This is a genomic window from Streptomyces sp. NPDC089424 (assembly GCF_044749345.1).
Classification (GTDB): domain Bacteria; phylum Actinomycetota; class Actinomycetes; order Streptomycetales; family Streptomycetaceae; genus Streptomyces.
The window spans coordinates 55,114-70,668 of the sequence record NZ_JBIVHU010000006.1; the positions used below are offsets into that span (position 1 = coordinate 55,114).

General features: G+C 74.1%; 16 protein-coding genes. 7 read left to right on the top strand and 9 right to left on the bottom strand.

Annotation, left to right across the window (positions count from 1 at the left end):
* Window positions 1-27 precede the first annotated feature (27 nt).
* A complete protein-coding gene (map, locus tag ACIP2X_RS25085) occupies window positions 28-885 on the top strand; it encodes a type I methionyl aminopeptidase (protein WP_401676617.1) in 858 nt (285 codons plus the stop codon).
* A gap of 169 nt (window positions 886-1,054) precedes the next feature.
* Window positions 1,055-1,702, top strand: coding sequence for a heme oxygenase (biliverdin-producing) (locus ACIP2X_RS25090; protein ID WP_401676618.1), 648 nt, complete (start codon window positions 1,055-1,057; stop codon window positions 1,700-1,702).
* Window positions 1,703-1,790: 88 nt separating this feature from the next.
* Here the strand turns inward: ACIP2X_RS25090 and ACIP2X_RS25095 are convergent, their stop codons facing one another.
* The 4 genes from ACIP2X_RS25095 to ACIP2X_RS25110 form a co-directional block, all read right to left on the bottom strand.
* A complete protein-coding gene (locus ACIP2X_RS25095; RefSeq protein WP_401676619.1) occupies window positions 1,791-1,994 on the bottom strand; it encodes a hypothetical protein in 204 nt (67 codons plus the stop codon).
* A gap of 98 nt (window positions 1,995-2,092) precedes the next feature.
* Complete coding sequence (locus tag ACIP2X_RS25100; RefSeq protein ID WP_401676620.1) at window positions 2,093-2,737, bottom strand: PhzF family phenazine biosynthesis protein; 645 nt, start codon at window positions 2,735-2,737, stop codon at window positions 2,093-2,095.
* Between the two features lie 58 nt (window positions 2,738-2,795).
* Entirely contained in the window at window positions 2,796-4,271 is a 1,476-nt protein-coding gene (locus ACIP2X_RS25105; protein ID WP_401676621.1) for an HtaA domain-containing protein, read from the bottom strand.
* A gap of 77 nt (window positions 4,272-4,348) precedes the next feature.
* The gene (locus tag ACIP2X_RS25110) at window positions 4,349-5,770 is read right to left on the bottom strand and encodes an HtaA domain-containing protein (protein WP_401676622.1); all 1,422 of its coding nucleotides are present in this window, start codon (window positions 5,768-5,770) and stop codon (window positions 4,349-4,351) included.
* A 132-nt stretch (window positions 5,771-5,902) separates the two neighbouring features.
* Between ACIP2X_RS25110 and ACIP2X_RS25115 the strand changes: the two genes are divergently transcribed.
* From ACIP2X_RS25115 to ACIP2X_RS25130, 4 genes are all read left to right on the top strand, one after another.
* Entirely contained in the window at window positions 5,903-6,898 is a 996-nt protein-coding gene (locus ACIP2X_RS25115; protein WP_401676623.1) for a hemin ABC transporter substrate-binding protein, read from the top strand.
* Complete coding sequence (locus ACIP2X_RS25120) at window positions 6,895-7,986, top strand: FecCD family ABC transporter permease (protein WP_401676624.1); 1,092 nt, start codon at window positions 6,895-6,897, stop codon at window positions 7,984-7,986. The genes ACIP2X_RS25115 and ACIP2X_RS25120 overlap by 4 nt, the downstream gene beginning before the upstream one ends.
* On the top strand, window positions 7,983-8,822 hold the full coding sequence (locus ACIP2X_RS25125; RefSeq protein ID WP_401676625.1) for a heme ABC transporter ATP-binding protein: 840 nt from the start codon (window positions 7,983-7,985) through the stop codon (window positions 8,820-8,822). The genes ACIP2X_RS25120 and ACIP2X_RS25125 overlap by 4 nt, the downstream gene beginning before the upstream one ends.
* A gap of 103 nt (window positions 8,823-8,925) precedes the next feature.
* On the top strand, window positions 8,926-9,927 hold the full coding sequence (locus ACIP2X_RS25130; protein WP_401676626.1) for a hypothetical protein: 1,002 nt from the start codon (window positions 8,926-8,928) through the stop codon (window positions 9,925-9,927).
* Window positions 9,928-9,985: 58 nt separating this feature from the next.
* On the opposite strand, the gene ACIP2X_RS25135 is transcribed toward ACIP2X_RS25130, so the two are convergent.
* Both ACIP2X_RS25135 and ACIP2X_RS25140 read right to left on the bottom strand, forming a co-directional pair.
* The gene (locus ACIP2X_RS25135; RefSeq protein WP_401676627.1) at window positions 9,986-10,723 is read right to left on the bottom strand and encodes a bifunctional DNA primase/polymerase; all 738 of its coding nucleotides are present in this window, start codon (window positions 10,721-10,723) and stop codon (window positions 9,986-9,988) included.
* Between the two features lie 151 nt (window positions 10,724-10,874).
* Entirely contained in the window at window positions 10,875-11,519 is a 645-nt protein-coding gene (locus ACIP2X_RS25140; RefSeq protein ID WP_401676628.1) for a TetR/AcrR family transcriptional regulator, read from the bottom strand.
* A gap of 151 nt (window positions 11,520-11,670) precedes the next feature.
* Here ACIP2X_RS25140 and ACIP2X_RS25145 point away from each other — a divergent pair, with 151 nt between their 5' ends.
* Window positions 11,671-11,817, top strand: coding sequence for a DUF6243 family protein (locus tag ACIP2X_RS25145; RefSeq protein WP_401676629.1), 147 nt, complete (start codon window positions 11,671-11,673; stop codon window positions 11,815-11,817).
* Between the two features lie 38 nt (window positions 11,818-11,855).
* On the opposite strand, the gene ACIP2X_RS25150 is transcribed toward ACIP2X_RS25145, so the two are convergent.
* From ACIP2X_RS25150 to ACIP2X_RS25160, 3 genes are all read right to left on the bottom strand, one after another.
* Window positions 11,856-12,863 (bottom strand): small ribosomal subunit Rsm22 family protein, encoded by a 1,008-nt coding sequence (locus ACIP2X_RS25150; RefSeq protein WP_401676630.1) that lies wholly within the window; start codon window positions 12,861-12,863, stop codon window positions 11,856-11,858.
* A gap of 167 nt (window positions 12,864-13,030) precedes the next feature.
* The gene (locus tag ACIP2X_RS25155) at window positions 13,031-14,254 is read right to left on the bottom strand and encodes a serine hydrolase domain-containing protein (protein ID WP_401676631.1); all 1,224 of its coding nucleotides are present in this window, start codon (window positions 14,252-14,254) and stop codon (window positions 13,031-13,033) included.
* Complete coding sequence (locus tag ACIP2X_RS25160; RefSeq protein WP_401676632.1) at window positions 14,158-15,498, bottom strand: multidrug effflux MFS transporter; 1,341 nt, start codon at window positions 15,496-15,498, stop codon at window positions 14,158-14,160. The genes ACIP2X_RS25155 and ACIP2X_RS25160 overlap by 97 nt, the downstream gene beginning before the upstream one ends.
* Window positions 15,499-15,555 lie beyond the last annotated feature (57 nt).

Sequence of the window (15,555 nt, forward strand, 5' to 3'; positions counted from 1 at the left end):
GTATGCCCGCTGGTTAGACTCGCTGGCATGTCTGGCCAGTCACTGCTCGTACCAGGGGAGCTGTCTCCCACCCGTTCCGTGCCCGGAAACATCCGGCGGCCCGAGTACGTCGGCCGGCCCGCGCCGACGCCGTACACCGGTCCGGAGGTGCAGACGCCGCAGACCGTCGAGGCGATGCGGGTCGCGGGGCGGATCGCCGCGCGGGCGATGGCCGAGGCCGCGAAGGCGATCGCGCCGGGAGTGACGACGGACGAGCTGGACCGGGTCGCGCACGAGTTCCTGTGCGACCACGGCGCCTACCCCTCCACGCTCGGCTACCGGGGCTTCCCGAAGTCCCTGTGCACCTCCGTCAACGAGGTGATCTGCCACGGCATCCCCGACTCGACGGTCCTGCGGGACGGCGACATCGTCAACCTGGACGTGACCGCGTACATCGGCGGGGTGCACGGCGACAACAACGCCACCTACCTGGTCGGCGACGTGGACGAGGAGAGCCGGCTGCTGGTCGAGCGCACCCGGGAGTCGCTGAACCGGGCGATCAAGGCGGTCCGGCCGGGCCGGCAGATCAACGTCATCGGGCGGGTCATCGAGTCGTACGCCAAGCGCTTCGGTTACGGCGTGGTCCGCGACTTCACCGGACACGGCATCAACTCGTCGTTCCACTCGGGCCTGATCGTCCCGCACTACGACGCCCCGCACGCGACCACGGTGATGCGGCCCGGCATGACCTTCACCATCGAGCCGATGCTGACGCTCGGGACGCACGAGTACGACATGTGGGACGACGGCTGGACGGTGGTCACGAAGGACCGCAGGCGCACGGCGCAGTTCGAGCACACGCTGGTCGTGACGGAGTCCGGCGCGGAGATCCTCACGCTGCCGTAGCGACCGCTGCCGCAGCGGCCGCTCCCGCGCGGGCCCGCCCTCTTGCGAGGGCGGGCCTTTTTTCGTGCGCGGCCGGGTGTGCGGCCGGTGAGGAGCAGGGGTAGAAAGTTACCGACAGGATGTCGGAAAGTCGTTGACTTAGGTAAGCCTAACCATAGAAACTGGCCTCATGGACTCCTTCTCGACCCTCATCCGCACCGCTTCCCACGAGCAGCACGTGGAGGCGGAGACCTCGACGTTCATGAGTGATCTGCTGGGCGGCCGGCTGGGGGTGGACGCGTACGCGCGCTACACCGAGCAACTGTGGTTCGTGTACGAGGCACTGGAGGCCGGCGCGGACCGGCTGGCCCCGGATCCGGTGGCGGGCCCCTTCATCCAGCCGGGGCTGTTCCGGCTGCCCGCCCTGGAGCGGGACCTCGCCCATCTGCGCGGCGCGGACTGGCGGGCGACGCTCACCGCCCTGCCCGCCACCCGGACCTACGCGGACCGGGTCGCGCGGTGCGCGCGCGAGTGGCCCGCCGGGTACGTGGCCCACCACTACACCCGCTACCTCGGCGACCTGTCCGGCGGTCAGATCATCCGCGACAAGGCCGAGCGGACATGGGGCTTCGCGAAGAAGGGCGACGGCGTCCGCTTCTACGTCTTCGAGGAGATCGGCAACCCGGCGGCGTTCAAGCGGGGTTACCGCGAACTGCTGGACGCGATCGACGCGGACGAACTGGAGCAGCAGCGGATCGTGGCCGAGTGCAAGAGGGCGTTCGCGCTGAACACGGCCGTGTTCCGGGCCCTGGGCGAGGAGTTCCCGCTGTCCGCGTGAGCGGGGCCCCGGCAACGGAACGGGTCCCCCTCGCACGCTGCGAGGGGGACCCGGGGCCGGCTCGGGCCAGGTGCCCGGCGTGTGCCGCTCAGAAGTCGAAGACCCCGTTGTGGCAGACCGCGCCCGCCCACTCGATGTCGGCGGTCTCCGCGTCGATGGAGCCCGCGTAGGGGCTGCACGGAACGGTCTCGTCGGTCGCTACCCGCTGGTCGAGGGCGGTGGCCGTCGCGGCGCCGGCGGCGGTCAGGGCGGCGGCCAGGACGGTCGCGGCCAGGGCAGATCGGATGCGCATGGGGCTCCTCTCGCGATGCTGAGTGGTCACGCCCATCGGTCCCCGCTCACCTCGCCGCGCACACGCTGTTCCACCCGTACGGGCGCGCTCGGCGGCGCTCAGCGCTCCAGCAGGACCCGGCCGCCGATCTCCACCCACCCCTCCGGCTGAGGCGCCGTCAGGATCTGCGAACCGGCGCCCTGCGCGATGTTCAGCGCCCGTCCCAGCCGGGCCGTCAGCTGGAGGGCGGCGGCGCCCGTCGCCTCGTCCTCCTCGATGCCGTCGCCCCGGCCGGGGAAGCCACGCGCCCGCACCCGGCCCGCCGCCTCGTCCTCCCACGCCCAGGCGTAGACCCATTCCCCCCGTGGCGGTACGGGCAGGTCGTCGACCTCGGCGACGGTGGCGTACCGGCGCAGGGTGCGCGGCTCCGGCCACTCCGGGCGCGCCTCGATCCAGCTGAACTCCCCGTCCTGCCGGGCCCCCACCACCCCGGCGGGCGTGACCAGCTCGGGCACGTCGAGCAGCCAGGCCGCGCCGACGCAGGGGTGCCCGGCGAACGGCAGGCGCGCGCCGGGCGTGTAGATGTCGATGACGCCGCGCTCGGGGTCGTCCACGAACACGGTCTCGCTGAAACCGAGCTTCGCCGCGAACGCCTGCCGTTCGCTCCGCCCGGGGACGACCGAACCGTCGCGGACCACGCCCAGCTCGTTCCCGTATCCGCCGTTCGCCGCGCAGAAGACACGCAGCACGTCGTAGTCAGTCACTCCGGCATTCAAACACCACCGGCGTGACGGGAACGCCGGACTCCCCCGGCCCCGGGCCTCACGCCCCGGAGCGCCGCCTGCGCATCGCCACCACCACGCCCGCGCCGGCCACGACGGTCACGGCGGCCGCCGTGCCCAGCGCGCCCACCGGGGCCTCGGAGCCGGTCGTGGCGAGGGAGCCGCCCGCGCCGCCGGTGGTGGAGCCGGTGACCCCGCCCGAGGTCGTGGCGGCCGAGGTGTCCGAGGGCGACGGCGTGACCGGGTCGTCGCCGTCCGGGAGCTGGGCGTCGTCCGTGAGGGCGATCGCGACGTCCACCGGGTCGAGTTCGGTGCCGGCGGTGTAGAAGCCGCCGAAGGCCTCGGCGCCCGCGGAGGTGAGCCTCGCGGTCACGTCGTCCAGGGTGATGACGTCGTCCTCCGGCGCCAGGGCGGACGAGCGCGCCGTCAGGTCGGCCAGGGGCACGTCCTGGGTCGTCTCGCCGAGGCTCGTGACGTCGGCGGTGAGTTCGCCGGTGCCGCCGTCGAACGTGGTGCGCAGATCCTCGAGGGTGAGGTCGAGGCCGTACTCGTCACCCTCCTTGTGGCCCTTGAAGTTCACCGCGCCCTCGAACGCGGCCGACAGCGTGCCGGCGTCCGCGTCGTAGCCGCCGGTCGCGTCCACGAACGTGAACTCGCCGTTGCCCGGGGCCTGTCCGGCGCCGCCCGACACCGTGATGGCGCCGCGCGCCGGGCCGGTGACGACGTAGGCGCGGAAGGACTCCTTCACGCCCCAGGTCAGCGTGCCGTCGGCGATGTCGCCCCGGGCGGGGGCGGAGGGGCTCGCGCTCGCCGAGGGCGAGGTGGAGGCGGTGGGCGAGGGGGAGGCCGTCGGGGACGAGGAGGGCGAGGCCGTCGCCGTGGGGGACGGGGACGCGGTCGCCGTCGGCGAGCCCGTCGCGGTCGCCGAGGGGGACGGGGACGGCCGGTCCTCGGGGGCGACGGTCAGCGGGTCGCCCGCCGCGCCCTCGTAGCTGGCGCTGCCGAAGACGTCCGCGGCCTCCTTGGTCAGCGTGGTCGCCATCTCGGTCATGGCACGCGTGACGGCGACCTCGGCGAGCGGCACGTCCTGGGTGGTCGTACCGCTCCTGGTGACGTCGGCGGTGATCTCGGCGGCCGCGCTGTCGAAGCGTATGTCGGACAGGCCGAGTTCGAACCGGTGCGCGGTGGACTCGATCTTCAGGGCGCCCCGGAAGGCCAGGTCGACGGTGTGCGTGGTGGGGTCGTAGCCACCGGCGCCGTCCGTGAAGGTGAACGCGCCGTTGTTCGCGGCCTGCGAGGCGCCGTCCGAGGGGGTGAAGGTGCCGGCCGCCATGCCGGTGACGTACGAGCGGTACGACTGCTTGATGCCCCACGTCAACGTGTAGTCGCTGAGCGGCACTTCGGCGGCCGCCGCGGCGGGTGCGCCGACGGTGGCCAGGGCGGTGGCGCCGAGCGTGGCGGCCGTCGCGACGGCGGCGGCGAGGGCGGCGGTACGGCGGCGGGGTCTGGCGGACATGTCGCGTTACTCCTGGGGTCGGTGGAAGGGGTGAGGTCGGACGGGGCCGGACCTGCGGGGGTGAGGGCCGCCGGAGGTCAGTCCTCCGTGCGGCCGGCCGGCGTGCGGGTGCGGCGGGTGCGGACGGCGTAGGCCAGGGCCGCGGCCGCGATCAGCAGCAGGCCGGTGAGGAAGGTGAGGGGCAGCACGGGGAGGCCGTCGTCGTGCGACGCGCCCGCGACGGGTCCGGCGGTGCGCGCCGGCCGCTCGGTCACCCGGGCCCGCTCCGGCGTGGGGCTCGCCGAACTGCCCAGGTCGGGCAGGGCGGGCAGGTCGGCGCCGGCGGTGAGGGCGACGGCGAGGGAGACGGGGTCCATCGCGGTGCCGGTCCGGTACATCCCGCCGAAGGCGCGCGCGCCGGCGGCGGTGAGCCTCGTGGGCGCCTCGGTCAGCCGGACCAGGCCGTCGCTCACCTTCAGTCCCTTGGCGGTGAAGGTGACGAGCGCGACCTTCCGCGCCGCGTACTGCGGGCCGCGCACGTCGGCGTGGAGCGTGCCCCTGCCGTCGGCGACGGTGACGCGTACCGCGCTCAGCCTCAGATCGAGCCCGTGGGCGCCGGTGAACCGCAGCACGCCGGTGAAGGCCGCCGTGAGGTCGCCGTCGGCGTACGTCCCGGAGCCGTCCGGGAACCGGAACAGCGCGCCGCCGTCCTGGGCGCCCGCGGACAGCGTCCACCCGCCCCGGGCGATGTCGCCGGTGACGTACTCCCGGAAGGTCCGGCGGACCCCCCAGTCGACGGCACCGTCCTGGATCCGCCCGGCAGGGCCCGACGTCCGCTGCGGCGTCCCGGACGCCTTCGGTGTGGGCTTCGGCGGCGAACTCGGGGGCACCGCCGCGACGTCGGCCGAGAGGCTCACCGGGTCGAGCGCGGTCCCCGCCGTGTAGTACCCGGCGAAGGACCTGGCGCCCTCGGCGGTCAGCGTCGCGGGCAGATTGTTCAGGACGACGGAGGTGCCGCCGCCCCTCATGTCGATCCCGCCGAGGGAGAGGGAGGCGAAGGGCACCTGACGGGACGTCGTGACCGCCCCCGTGCCCTTCGCCTTGCCGGTGACGTCCGCGTACAGCGTGCCCGTGGAGCCCAGGATGCGCACGCGGGGGTTGGCGACGGTCAGGTCGAGCTGGTACTCGCCGGCGTCGGTGCGGTGCCCCGTGAAGCGCACGCCGCCCGAGAAAGCGGCACCGAACGCGCCGCTGTCCCCGTCGTAGGTGCCGGTCGCCGAGTGGAACCGGAACTGGCTCTCCCCCACCGTCGCCGCGCCGCCGGTCAGCGTGTAACTCCCGCCCGCGATCGGCCCGGTGACGTAACTCTGGAAGGAGGCCTTGATCCCCCAGTCCAGCCGCCCGCCCCGCACGGCGGCGTCGCCGGCCCGTGCGACGCCGGACGGCAGCAGCGCCCCGAGCACGGCGAGGCACAGCACGGCGACCCAGCCGTACCGACGCGGGCGCGGGGGTGGGGACATGACGGACCTCCAGCGGGCACGGGGAGTCGGCCAGGGGATCACCACCACCTGGCAAGGAAGGTAAGGCTAACCTAAGCTGCAAGCCGTGAATCCGGAAGGTCCGGAAGCTGAGAGGAACGGAACGTGCGACGCTTGCGCACTCGACTGGGGGCCGCCGCGCTGGCGCTGCTGGCCCTGACGGCGGCCGGCTGCGGCGCCACCGACGAGCCCGAACGGCCCGGCCGCACACCCTCGGCGGCCGCTCCCGACCGGGTCGAACCCCTGGCGGACACCCCCGAGCCCCGCCTCCCCGTCACGGTCGCCTCCGCCGACGGCCGCACGGTCACCGTCCGCCAGGCGGACCGGATCGTGCCCCTGTCGGGCAGCCTCAGCGAGATCGTCTTCACCCTCGGGCTCGGCGACCGTGTCGTCGCCCGCGACATCTCGGCCACCTTCGCCCAGGCCAGGAAGCTCCCGGTGGTCACCCGCGCCCACGACGTCTCCGCCGAGGGCGTGCTGTCGCTGCGGCCCGACCTCGTCGTCGCCGAGACCACCACCGGCCCGGCGGAGGCCGTACGGCAGATCCGCGACGCCGGGGTCCCGGTGCTCGTGGTCGCCCCGGCACGGGGCCTGGACGACGTCGGCCCGCGCATCCGGGCCGTGGCCGGCGCCCTCGGCGTACCGTCCGCCGGTGAGACGCTCACCCGCCGCTCCGAGCAACGCCTCACCGAGGTGCGCGCGACGGTCCCCGCGAAAGGACCCCGTCCCCGGGTGGCCTTCCTCTACCTGCGCGGCTCCGCCTCCGTCTACCTGCTCGGCGGCAAGGAATCCGGCGCCACCTCGCTGATCGAGGCGGCGGGAGCGGTCGACGCCGGCGCCGCCTCCGGCCTGGACAAGGACTTCACCGCCCTCACCAGCGAGGCGCTGGCCCGAGCGGCGCCCGACGCGATCCTCGTGATGAGCAAGGGACTTGAGTCCGTCGGCGGCGTCGAGGGCCTGGAGAGGATCCCGGGCATCGCCCAGACCCCGGCCGGCATGGACCGCCGGATCGTCTCCGTCGAGGACGGCGTCCTGCTCGGCTACGGACCGCGCACCGACCAGGTGCTCGCCTCGGTCGTCGCGCAGCTCTACGGCGGCGGTGGCGCGTGACGGCCCTCAAGGAGCGGCCCGTCGCGCGCACCGCCCGGCCGGCCGCGGCGCCCGGCGGACGCCGCGGCCCCGCCTGGCTCCTGACGCTCGGCCTGGTCGCCGCGCTCCTCGTCCTCGTCCCGCTCGCCGCCGGCATCGGCGCCTACCCCGTCCCGGTCGGCGACGTGCTCTCCTCCGTGCAGCACAAGGCCGGTCTCGGCGGCACGGAACTGGACCGGGTGGCCGAGTCGGTGCTGTGGAACGTACGTTTCCCCCGGATCGTGCTGGCGCTCCTCGTCGGCGCCTCGCTGGGCTGCGCGGGGGCGCTGATGCAGGGCGTGTTCGGCAACCCGCTCGCCGAACCCGGCACCATCGGCGTCTCGCTGGGCGCGGCCGTCGGCGCGGTCGCCGCCATCGCCCTCGGGCTGGACTTCCTCGGCAACTGGACGCTCCCGGCGATGGCGTTCGTCGCCGGTCTCGCCACCGTCCTGCTGGTGTACGCGATGTCCCGCGCGGGCGGCCGCACGGAGGTCGTGACACTGATCCTCACCGGGATCGCGGTGAACGCCTTCTGCGGCGCCCTCGTCGGCCTGTTCATCTTCCTCGCCGACACCGCGGCCGTGAACCAGATCACCTTCTGGCAGCTCGGCTCCCTCTCCCAGGCCACCTGGCCGAAGGTGCTCGCCGTACTGCCGTGCGCGGCCGCCGGGTTGCTGTTGGCCCCGCTGTACTCCCGCCGGCTGGACCTGCTCGCCCTCGGCGACCGGCCCGCCCGGCATCTGGGCGTGGACGTGGAGCGGCTGCGGATCGTGCTGATCCTGGTGGTGGCGCTGCTGACGGCGGCCGCGGTGAGCGTCTCCGGCGTCATCGGCTTCGTCGGTCTCGTCGTACCGCATCTGCTGCGCATGGCGGCCGGGCCCGGACACCGGTTCCTCGTGCCGGGCAGCGCGCTCGGCGGCGCGGCGGTGCTGCTCGGCGCCGACCTCGCGGCGCGCACGCTGGCCGCGCCCGCGGAGCTGCCGCTCGGTGTGCTGACCGCCCTGGTGGGCAGCCCGTTCTTCTTCTGGCTGCTGCGCCGGACCCGTCGCAAGCAAGGAGGCTGGGCGTGACACCGCCGAGGCGAGGGCTCTTCCGGGCCCGTCCCGCTCCCCCGCCCGCGCCGGCGCCCGGCGACGTCCTCGCCGAGGCCGCCGGCCTGCGCGTCCGCCTGGGTGCCCGGACCGTCCTGGACGGAGTCGACGTCACCGTCCGCGCGGGCGAGGTGCTGGCACTCGTCGGCCCCAACGGGGCCGGCAAGTCGACCCTGTTGAGCGCCCTCGCCGCCGATCTCCCCGCCGCCGACGGCGTCGTACGCCTGCACGGCCGCCGCGCGGCGGACTGGACCGCGCCCGAACTGGCCCTGCGCCGGGCCGTGTTGCCGCAGTCGGCCGCGCTGTCGTTCCCGTTCGCCGTCGAGGAGGTGGTGCGTATGGGGCGGGCGCCGTGGGCCGGGACACCCCTGGAGGAGCAGGACGACGCGGCGGTGGCCGCGGCCATGGCGGCCACCGAGGTCACCGGCTTCGCCGCCCGGCCCTTCGCCGCGCTCAGCGGCGGTGAACGCGCCCGCGTCGCGCTCGCCCGGGTCCTCGCCCAGCGCGCCCCGCTGCTGCTGCTCGACGAGCCGACCGCCGCCCTCGACCTCAAGCACCAGGAACTGGTGCTGCGGCTGTGCCGGGAACGGGCGGGCGCGGGCGACGCCGTGGTGGTCGTGCTGCACGACCTCGGGCTCGCCGCCGCCTACGCGCACCGCGTCGCCGTGCTGCACGGAGGCCGGGTCGCGGCCGACGGGCCCCCGGCGGAGGTGTTCGACGAGCGTCTCCTGTCCGAGGTCTACGACCAGCCTGTCGAGGTGCTCGCGCACCCCCGCACCGGAGCGGTCCTGGTGGCCCCGCGCCGCGACGGATGACGTCCAGGTCACGGTGTGGCCGCTGTACCCGGAACCGGCCACCGGCGCGCCGGGGTGCCCCGGTAGGGTTCGCCTCCGGGAAGGGGAAGGTGGAAAGGACCCGATGACCAGGGATCGCGGCCTTCGCAGGCTTCGCAGGCTGGACCGGAGCGTGCTCCTCGCCGCTTCGCTGACCGCTTTGTCGTTGACGGCGAGCGGATGCGTGGTGGTGCACGGGGAGCGGGAGGTGCTGCCGGGCGCCACCAGGGACGAGGCGGCCGAGGCGCTCCGGGACTTCACGAGCGCGTACAACAAGGCGGACAAGTCGTACGACAGTTCACTCGACGCCGACCATGTCACCGGGCCGCTGGCCGCCATCGACGAGGCGCGCCTGAAGGCGGGCCACGTCGTCAACCCCGGCGGCAACCCCAACCACTCCCCGCTGGAGTTCAGCGACGTCACCTACACGATCCCGAAGAAGGCGGGCTGGCCGCGCTGGTTCCTCGCGGACGCCGAGGCCAACCGGGGCGGGGACGCGCGCTGGCTGCTGGTGTTCACCCGGGACGTGCCGGCCGCCGAGTGGGAGGTGTCCTACCTGACGCTCGTGGCGCCCGGGAAGGTACCGGAGTTCAAGAAGGACAAGGACGGCTGGGCCGAGGCCCTGCCGGTGGACTCCGCCGAATTCGCCGTGCCTCCGGCCCGGTTGAGCAAGGACTACGTCGCCTACCTCCAGGACGGCGGCGAGGGCTTCGCGGACGGTGCGCACACCAGCCGGTGGCGCCAGGAGCGGGAGAAGAACAAGGAGCGGCCGGGCCTGGTCACCCAGTACCTCGACGAACCGCTGACCGAGGGCGACTACGCCCCGGTCGCGCTGCGCACCGCGGACGGTGGGGCGGCGGTGTTCTTCACCACGCACCACTTCGAGAAGCAGACCGCCGCGGCGGGCGCCTCGGTACCGGAGCCCAGCGAGGACGTGGAGGCGCTGACCACCGGCGAGATCAAGCAGTCGCTGACGATGGAGTTCGTCTCCAACCAGGTGGCGCTCAGCCCGCGCAAGGGGTCCGGCGCGGCCCAGGTGAGCGTACTGGGCCGGATCCAGGGACTGACCTCCGCCAAGGGCGAGTGACGCCGCGGTCCGCGACCGGATCCGGTGTCGCGGCCGGTGTCGCGGCCGGGGCCGCGGGTCAGTGGCGGCGCAGGGGCCAGGCCGCGTCCGTGTGGTCGGTTTCCGTGCCCGCGTGCCGGGCGCAGGCGTCCGTGAGCGACTCCAGCAGGGTCAGCGGTTCGGGCAGCGGGTGCTCGGGGCCGCGCAGCCAGCGCACCGACTGGTCGTCACCGGGGAGCCGGGCCGGGGGGACGAGGACGTAGGAGCCGCGGCAGTGCCAGCGCAGGCCGGGGTGCTCGTCCATCGTCTCGGGATGGCAGTCCAGTTCGCAGGGCCACCACTCGTCCTCCTCCTCGGGCGTACCGCGGGTGAGGGTGAAGAACAGCATGCGGCCGTCGTCGCTGGTGGCGACCGGGCCGACCTCGACGTCGGCGGCGAGCAGCCGGTCCAGGGCCTCCTGACCGGCCTCCAGCGGCACGTCGAGGACGTCGTGCGTCATGCCGGTCGCGGTGATGAAGTTGGCCTGCGGCTGGTGGCGGACCCAGCGCTCGATCTGGGCGCGGTCGGTGGTGGACTGCGTCTGCCAGGCGAACGACACCGGGTGCCGGGCGGGGGTGGGGCAGCCGACGCGGTCGCAGGAGCAGCGGTAGTCGGGGGCCGGATACGCGGCGGGCGCCAGGGGCAGTCCCGCGGCGGCGGTGGCGAGCAGCTGGGCCTCCCGGCCGCCGTCGTCGGCGGTCTCCTTGGGGCGCCGTCCGCGCAGCCACTGGGAGAGTTTGCCCTGCCGGCCGGAGCGGCCGCCGAACTCCGCGCTCATCTATCCCCTCGCCTGGTCTGTGGAACCGTCACCGTGCCTCATGGTCCCACCATCCTGCGCCCTGGAGGGCCGTAGTCCCCAACCGGGGCCGGGGGTACGAGACATACTCCACATTCCGTGATCACGCACAGCCACCGTGGATCACGTGCCGTCACCGGGGCACGAGGCCGTACAGCGCGTAGTCGACGAGGGTGTCGGTGTACTCGTAGGAGATCGGCGCCGTGTGCTGCAACCAGCGCTGGGCCAGCGGGGAGACGAAGAGCTCCAGCGCGATGCGCGGGTCGACGCCGGCGCGGACCTGGCCCGCGTCCTGCGCCGCGCGCAGCCGCCGCACGTACAACTGGAGCTGCGGTTCGAGGAGCTTGGCGACGAACTGCCGTCCGAGCGGCTCGTTGACGACCCCCTCGGCGGCCAGGGCGCGGGCCGGTGCCTCGAACGTGGGGTCGAGGAGTTCGTCGACGGTGGCGCGCAGGACGTACTTGAGGTCGGCGGCGAGGTCGCCGGTGTCCGGCAGGGCGTACTCGGCGGCCGGTTGCACGCCGAGCCCGGCGGCCTGCTGCGCCGCCTGCTCCGCCGCCTGCTCGCCGAGGTCGAGGAAGGCCTCCAGGAGTACGTCGGCCTTGGACGGCCACCACCGGTAGATCGTCTGCTTGCCCACGCCGGCGCGGGCGGCGATCCCCTCGATGGTGGTCTTCGCGTATCCGACCTCCGCGACGAGGGCGAGGGCGGCGCCGTAGATCGCGCGGCGGGACCGCTCGCTGCGGCGGGTGGAGTCGGGAGTGGGCTTCTTGACCATGCGACGAATCTATCAGGTTGACAAGACGCTGCGTCTCGTTGCACTCTGAGGGAGCCCGAAGGCGAGACGATACGTATCGTTTCGACGAGGGCGACGGAGATGACGCGACGAACAGGGAGACGGAACCATGACCCGAGGTGGAGCCGGAAACATGCTGGGAGTCGGTGGCACGCGCCAGAAGCTGGGCCGCAAGGCCCTGCGCGGCGGTGACCGGGGAGGCCGCGTCGGCGGCACCGACGCGGCGGACCAGAAACGGGAACTGCTGCGCAGGTTCCAGGAGAAGAACGCGGGACGGTAGGTGTCAGTGCCCCGTCAGGTGCCCCGTCACGTGCCGCGTCACGTCAGTGCCGCGGCACCGGGCCAGGGGTCGCCCCAGCCGGCGTCACGTGCGGCCTTGTAGAGGTCGCCGTGACGCTTGGTGACCGTCGTGCGGCGCAGGGCGGGCCCGCCCCCGTCGGGACCCTCGCACAGGTCCAGCAGCACCTGGCCCTTGCGGATCTGCGGCTTCCGTACGATCCGGGCGGCGGCCGGGGCGGGGCGGAAGCGGGTGGCGGCGACGTAGCTGAACTTCTCGTCCTCGTAGGCCAGGGAGCCGCCCTTGACCTGGCGGTGCAGGGAGGAGCGGCTGACCCGGGCGGAGAAGTGGCACCAGTCCGTGCCGGGCACGATCGGGCAGGCGACGCTGTGCGGGCACGGGGCGGCGATGTGGAAGCCGGCGCCGATCAGCCGGTCGCGGGCCTCGATCACGCGGGCGTAGCCGTCGGGCGTGCCGGGTTCGACGATCAGGACGGCCTGCGCGGCGGAGGCGGCGGCGTCCACGAGGGCGGTGCGGTCGGGGGCGGCGAGTTCGTTGAGGACGTAGGAGACCGTGACGAGGTCGGTGCTCTCCATGGTGAGCGCCGCTCCGATGCGGGAGCGCTGCCAGCGGGTGCCCCGCAGCGCCGGGTTGGCCGCCGCGATCTCCCGGCCCAGCGCCAGCGCGGGCTCGGCCCAGTCGAGCACGGCGACCGGGCGGGTGCCCTCCCAGGTGGCGGCGACGGCCCAGGTCGCCGCGCCCGTGCCGCCCCCGACGTCCACATGGTCGCCCGGCACCCAGTCCGGTGCCGCCTCCGCGAGGGCGTCCAGCGCCGCGGAGACCGCCTCGAAGGTGGCGGGCATCCGGTACGCGGCGTACGCGACCACGTCCGCCCGGTCCCGCAGGATCGGCGCGTCGGTCGGGGTGGCCCCCCGGTAGTTCGCGATCAGCCGCTCCACTGCCTGCGCGGCCTGCCTCGGCGGCAGCCCGTCGAGGAGCCCGGCGAGGGCGGCGCGGAGGGCGTCGGAGGCGGACGAGGGGGCGTTCACCGTGCGATTCTCTCAGGTCTGCGGGGTCCTTCGGTTTCCGGTCCCCGAGGCCCTTCGGCCCCTGCCTTCGAGGTCGTTCGGCTCTGGTCCGCGAGGTCGTTCGGCTCTGGTCCGCGAGGTCTCCTTCGGTTCCTCGAGGTCTCAGGTCCCGCACGTCGCCGGAGCGCTCACACCCCCCGTACCGCCCAGGCCATGCGGGTCCCCGCGCGGGCCCGCGGCCGGCTGTCGGGGGCCCGGCGCCGCGGATGGACCGTGTTGGCCAGCAGCACCAGGAAGGTGTCCGTCGCCCGGTCCACCACCAGGGACGTTCCCGTGAAGCCGGTGTGACCCGCCGCGCCCCGGCCCGCCAGTTCCCCCATGAACCACGACTGGTCCAGCGCGAAGCCCAGCCCGGGCGGCGTCAGCATCAGGTCCACGAAGTCCGGGCCCAGGATGCGCGCCGGCCCGTACGAGCCGCCCGCCAGCAGCGCGCGGCAGAACACCGCCAGGTCCCGGGCCGTGGAGAACAGCCCCGCGTGACCGGCGACCCCGCCCAGCGCCCAGGCGTTCTCGTCGTGGACCTCGCCGCGCAGCATCCCCCGCTCCGCCTTCGCCCACGGGCGCCGCTGGTCCTCCGTGGCCGCCGCGCCCGGGCAGGGGCCGAAACGGGTCGACGTCATGCCCAGGGGCCGGGTGATGCCGTCGCGGATCAGGACGTCCAGGGGGCGGCCGGTGACGCGTTCGAGGACGTACTGGAGCAGCAGCAGGTTCAGGTCGGAGTAGCGGTACTCGCCCGGCGGGCCGTCCGGGGCCTCCGCGCGCAGCATGGCCAGGCGTTCCGCGCCCGTCGCGCAGTCGTGGAGCGGCAGTTCGGGGCGCAGGCCCGAGGTGTGGGTGAGCAGGGACCGGACCGTGATGCCGTGCCGGGCGGCCGCCCCGAACTCGGGCAGGTACGCGCCGATCCGCCCGTCGATGCCCAGCGTGCCGCGCTCGATCTGCTGCACCGCGGCGACGGCCGTGAACAGCTTGGTGAGCGAGGCCAGGTCGAAGACGGTGTCGACGGTCGTCGGCACGCGGGCGGGGCCCGGCAGTTCCAGGCCCGCGTCCGCCCGCGGGTCGTACGCCGCGTAGCGCACCGCGTGGCCCGCCGCCTCGTGCACCGCGAGCACGGGTCCCCGCCCGGCGGCCACGACGACCCCCGGTGCCCAGGGGCGGTCCCCGGTGGTCAGCTGCCGGACCTCGCGGACCAGCAGGCGGAGTTCGCCGGCGTCGAGGCCGGCTCGTTCCGGGGCGCCGGTACGCAGTCTGGGTGCGCTCAGCTCTTCTCCCCCAAGCTCTCGGACGCGCTGGTGCTCGTCGAGTGCGGGGTACCCACACCCTCCGCGCCCGCACGGGTGTTCCAGGGACGGCACATTCCCACGAAAGTGGCGACGGCCACCAGCGCGGCGGCCAGTTGGACGACGGCCATCGGGACGGCCGTGCGCTCACCGGCGATCCCGACCAGCGGGGAGGCGATCGCGCCGATGAGGAAGGACGAGGTGCCGAGCAGCGCCGACGCGGATCCGGCCGCGTGCCGTACCCGCATCAGGGCCAGCGCCTGTGTGTTGGGCAGGGTGATGCCCATCGCGCTCATCAGCACGAACAGGGCGCCGGCCACCGGGGCGAGCCCCACCTCGCCGAAGACGCCCAGCGACATCAGCAGCAGCGCGGTCGCGGCCACCACGACGATGCCGAGGCCGACGGCCAGCACCTTCTCCAGGGCGACGCGGCCGACCAGCACCTTGCCGTTGATCTGCCCGGCGGCGACCAGCCCGACGGAGTTCAGCCCGAACAGCAGGCTGAACGTCTGCGGGGAGGCGCCGTAGATCTCCTGGACGACGAACGGGGAGGCCGCGATGTACGCGAACAACGCGGCGAAGGCGAAGCCGCCGGCGAGCATGAACCCGGTGAAGGGCAGGTCCGCGAGGAGCCGGCGCATCGCGTGCAGGGCCTCGCGGACGCCGCCGCTGTGCCGCTCCTTCGCGGGCAGGGTCTCCGGGAGCCGGAACCACACGACACCCGCCAGCAGCGCCCCCACCACGGCGAGCAGCACGAACACGCCCCGCCAGTCCGTCACCCGCAGCATCTGCCCGCCGATCAGCGGCGCCACGACCGGGGCGACCCCGGAGATCAGCATGAGGGTGGAGAAGAACCGGGCCATCGCCATGCCGTCGTACAGATCCCGTACGACGGCCCGGGCGATCACGATCCCGGCCGCGCCCGCGAGCCCCTGCGCCAGCCGGAAGGCGATCAGCGTCCCGACGGTGGGCGCGAGGGCGCACAGCACGGTGGCGACGACGTAGACGGCGAGTCCTACGAGCAGCGGGCGGCGGCGGCCCCAGCGGTCGCTCATCGGGCCGACGATCAGCTGGCCGAAGGCCATGCCCGCCAGGCAGGCGGTGAGGGTCAGCTGCACGGTCGCGGCGGGGGCGTGCAGCGAGCGGGTGACCTCAGGCAGCGCCGGGAGGTACATGTCCATGGCCAGCGGCGGGGTGGCGGTCAGGCCGCCGAGGACGAGCGTGACGAGCAGGCCCGCGCGGCGCTGCGCGGGGACGGGCGGCCGCGCCCCGGTCGCGGCCGCCTGTGACAGGTCCGGTATCGGTGCCCCCTCGGGCATGTGCCCCTCCCTCTCCGAGCAGTGCGGTCCCTATGCTCTCAGTTCGAACACGATGCC

Coding starts and splice junctions, on each gene's coding strand:
- ACIP2X_RS25140 (WP_401676628.1), bottom strand. CDS start 11,519: ATGGTCAAGAAGCCCACTCCCGACTCCACCCGCCGCAGCGAGCGGTCC.
- ACIP2X_RS25135 (WP_401676627.1), bottom strand. CDS start 10,723: ATGAGCGCGGAGTTCGGCGGCCGCTCCGGCCGGCAGGGCAAACTCTCC.
- ACIP2X_RS25090 (WP_401676618.1), top strand. CDS start 1,055: ATGGACTCCTTCTCGACCCTCATCCGCACCGCTTCCCACGAGCAGCAC.
- ACIP2X_RS25095 (WP_401676619.1), bottom strand. CDS start 1,994: ATGCGCATCCGATCTGCCCTGGCCGCGACCGTCCTGGCCGCCGCCCTG.
- ACIP2X_RS25145 (WP_401676629.1), top strand. CDS start 11,671: ATGCTGGGAGTCGGTGGCACGCGCCAGAAGCTGGGCCGCAAGGCCCTG.
- ACIP2X_RS25130 (WP_401676626.1), top strand. CDS start 8,926: ATGACCAGGGATCGCGGCCTTCGCAGGCTTCGCAGGCTGGACCGGAGC.
- ACIP2X_RS25160 (WP_401676632.1), bottom strand. CDS start 15,498: ATGCCCGAGGGGGCACCGATACCGGACCTGTCACAGGCGGCCGCGACC.
- map (WP_401676617.1), top strand. CDS start 28: ATGTCTGGCCAGTCACTGCTCGTACCAGGGGAGCTGTCTCCCACCCGT.
- ACIP2X_RS25105 (WP_401676621.1), bottom strand. CDS start 4,271: ATGTCCGCCAGACCCCGCCGCCGTACCGCCGCCCTCGCCGCCGCCGTC.
- ACIP2X_RS25110 (WP_401676622.1), bottom strand. CDS start 5,770: ATGTCCCCACCCCCGCGCCCGCGTCGGTACGGCTGGGTCGCCGTGCTG.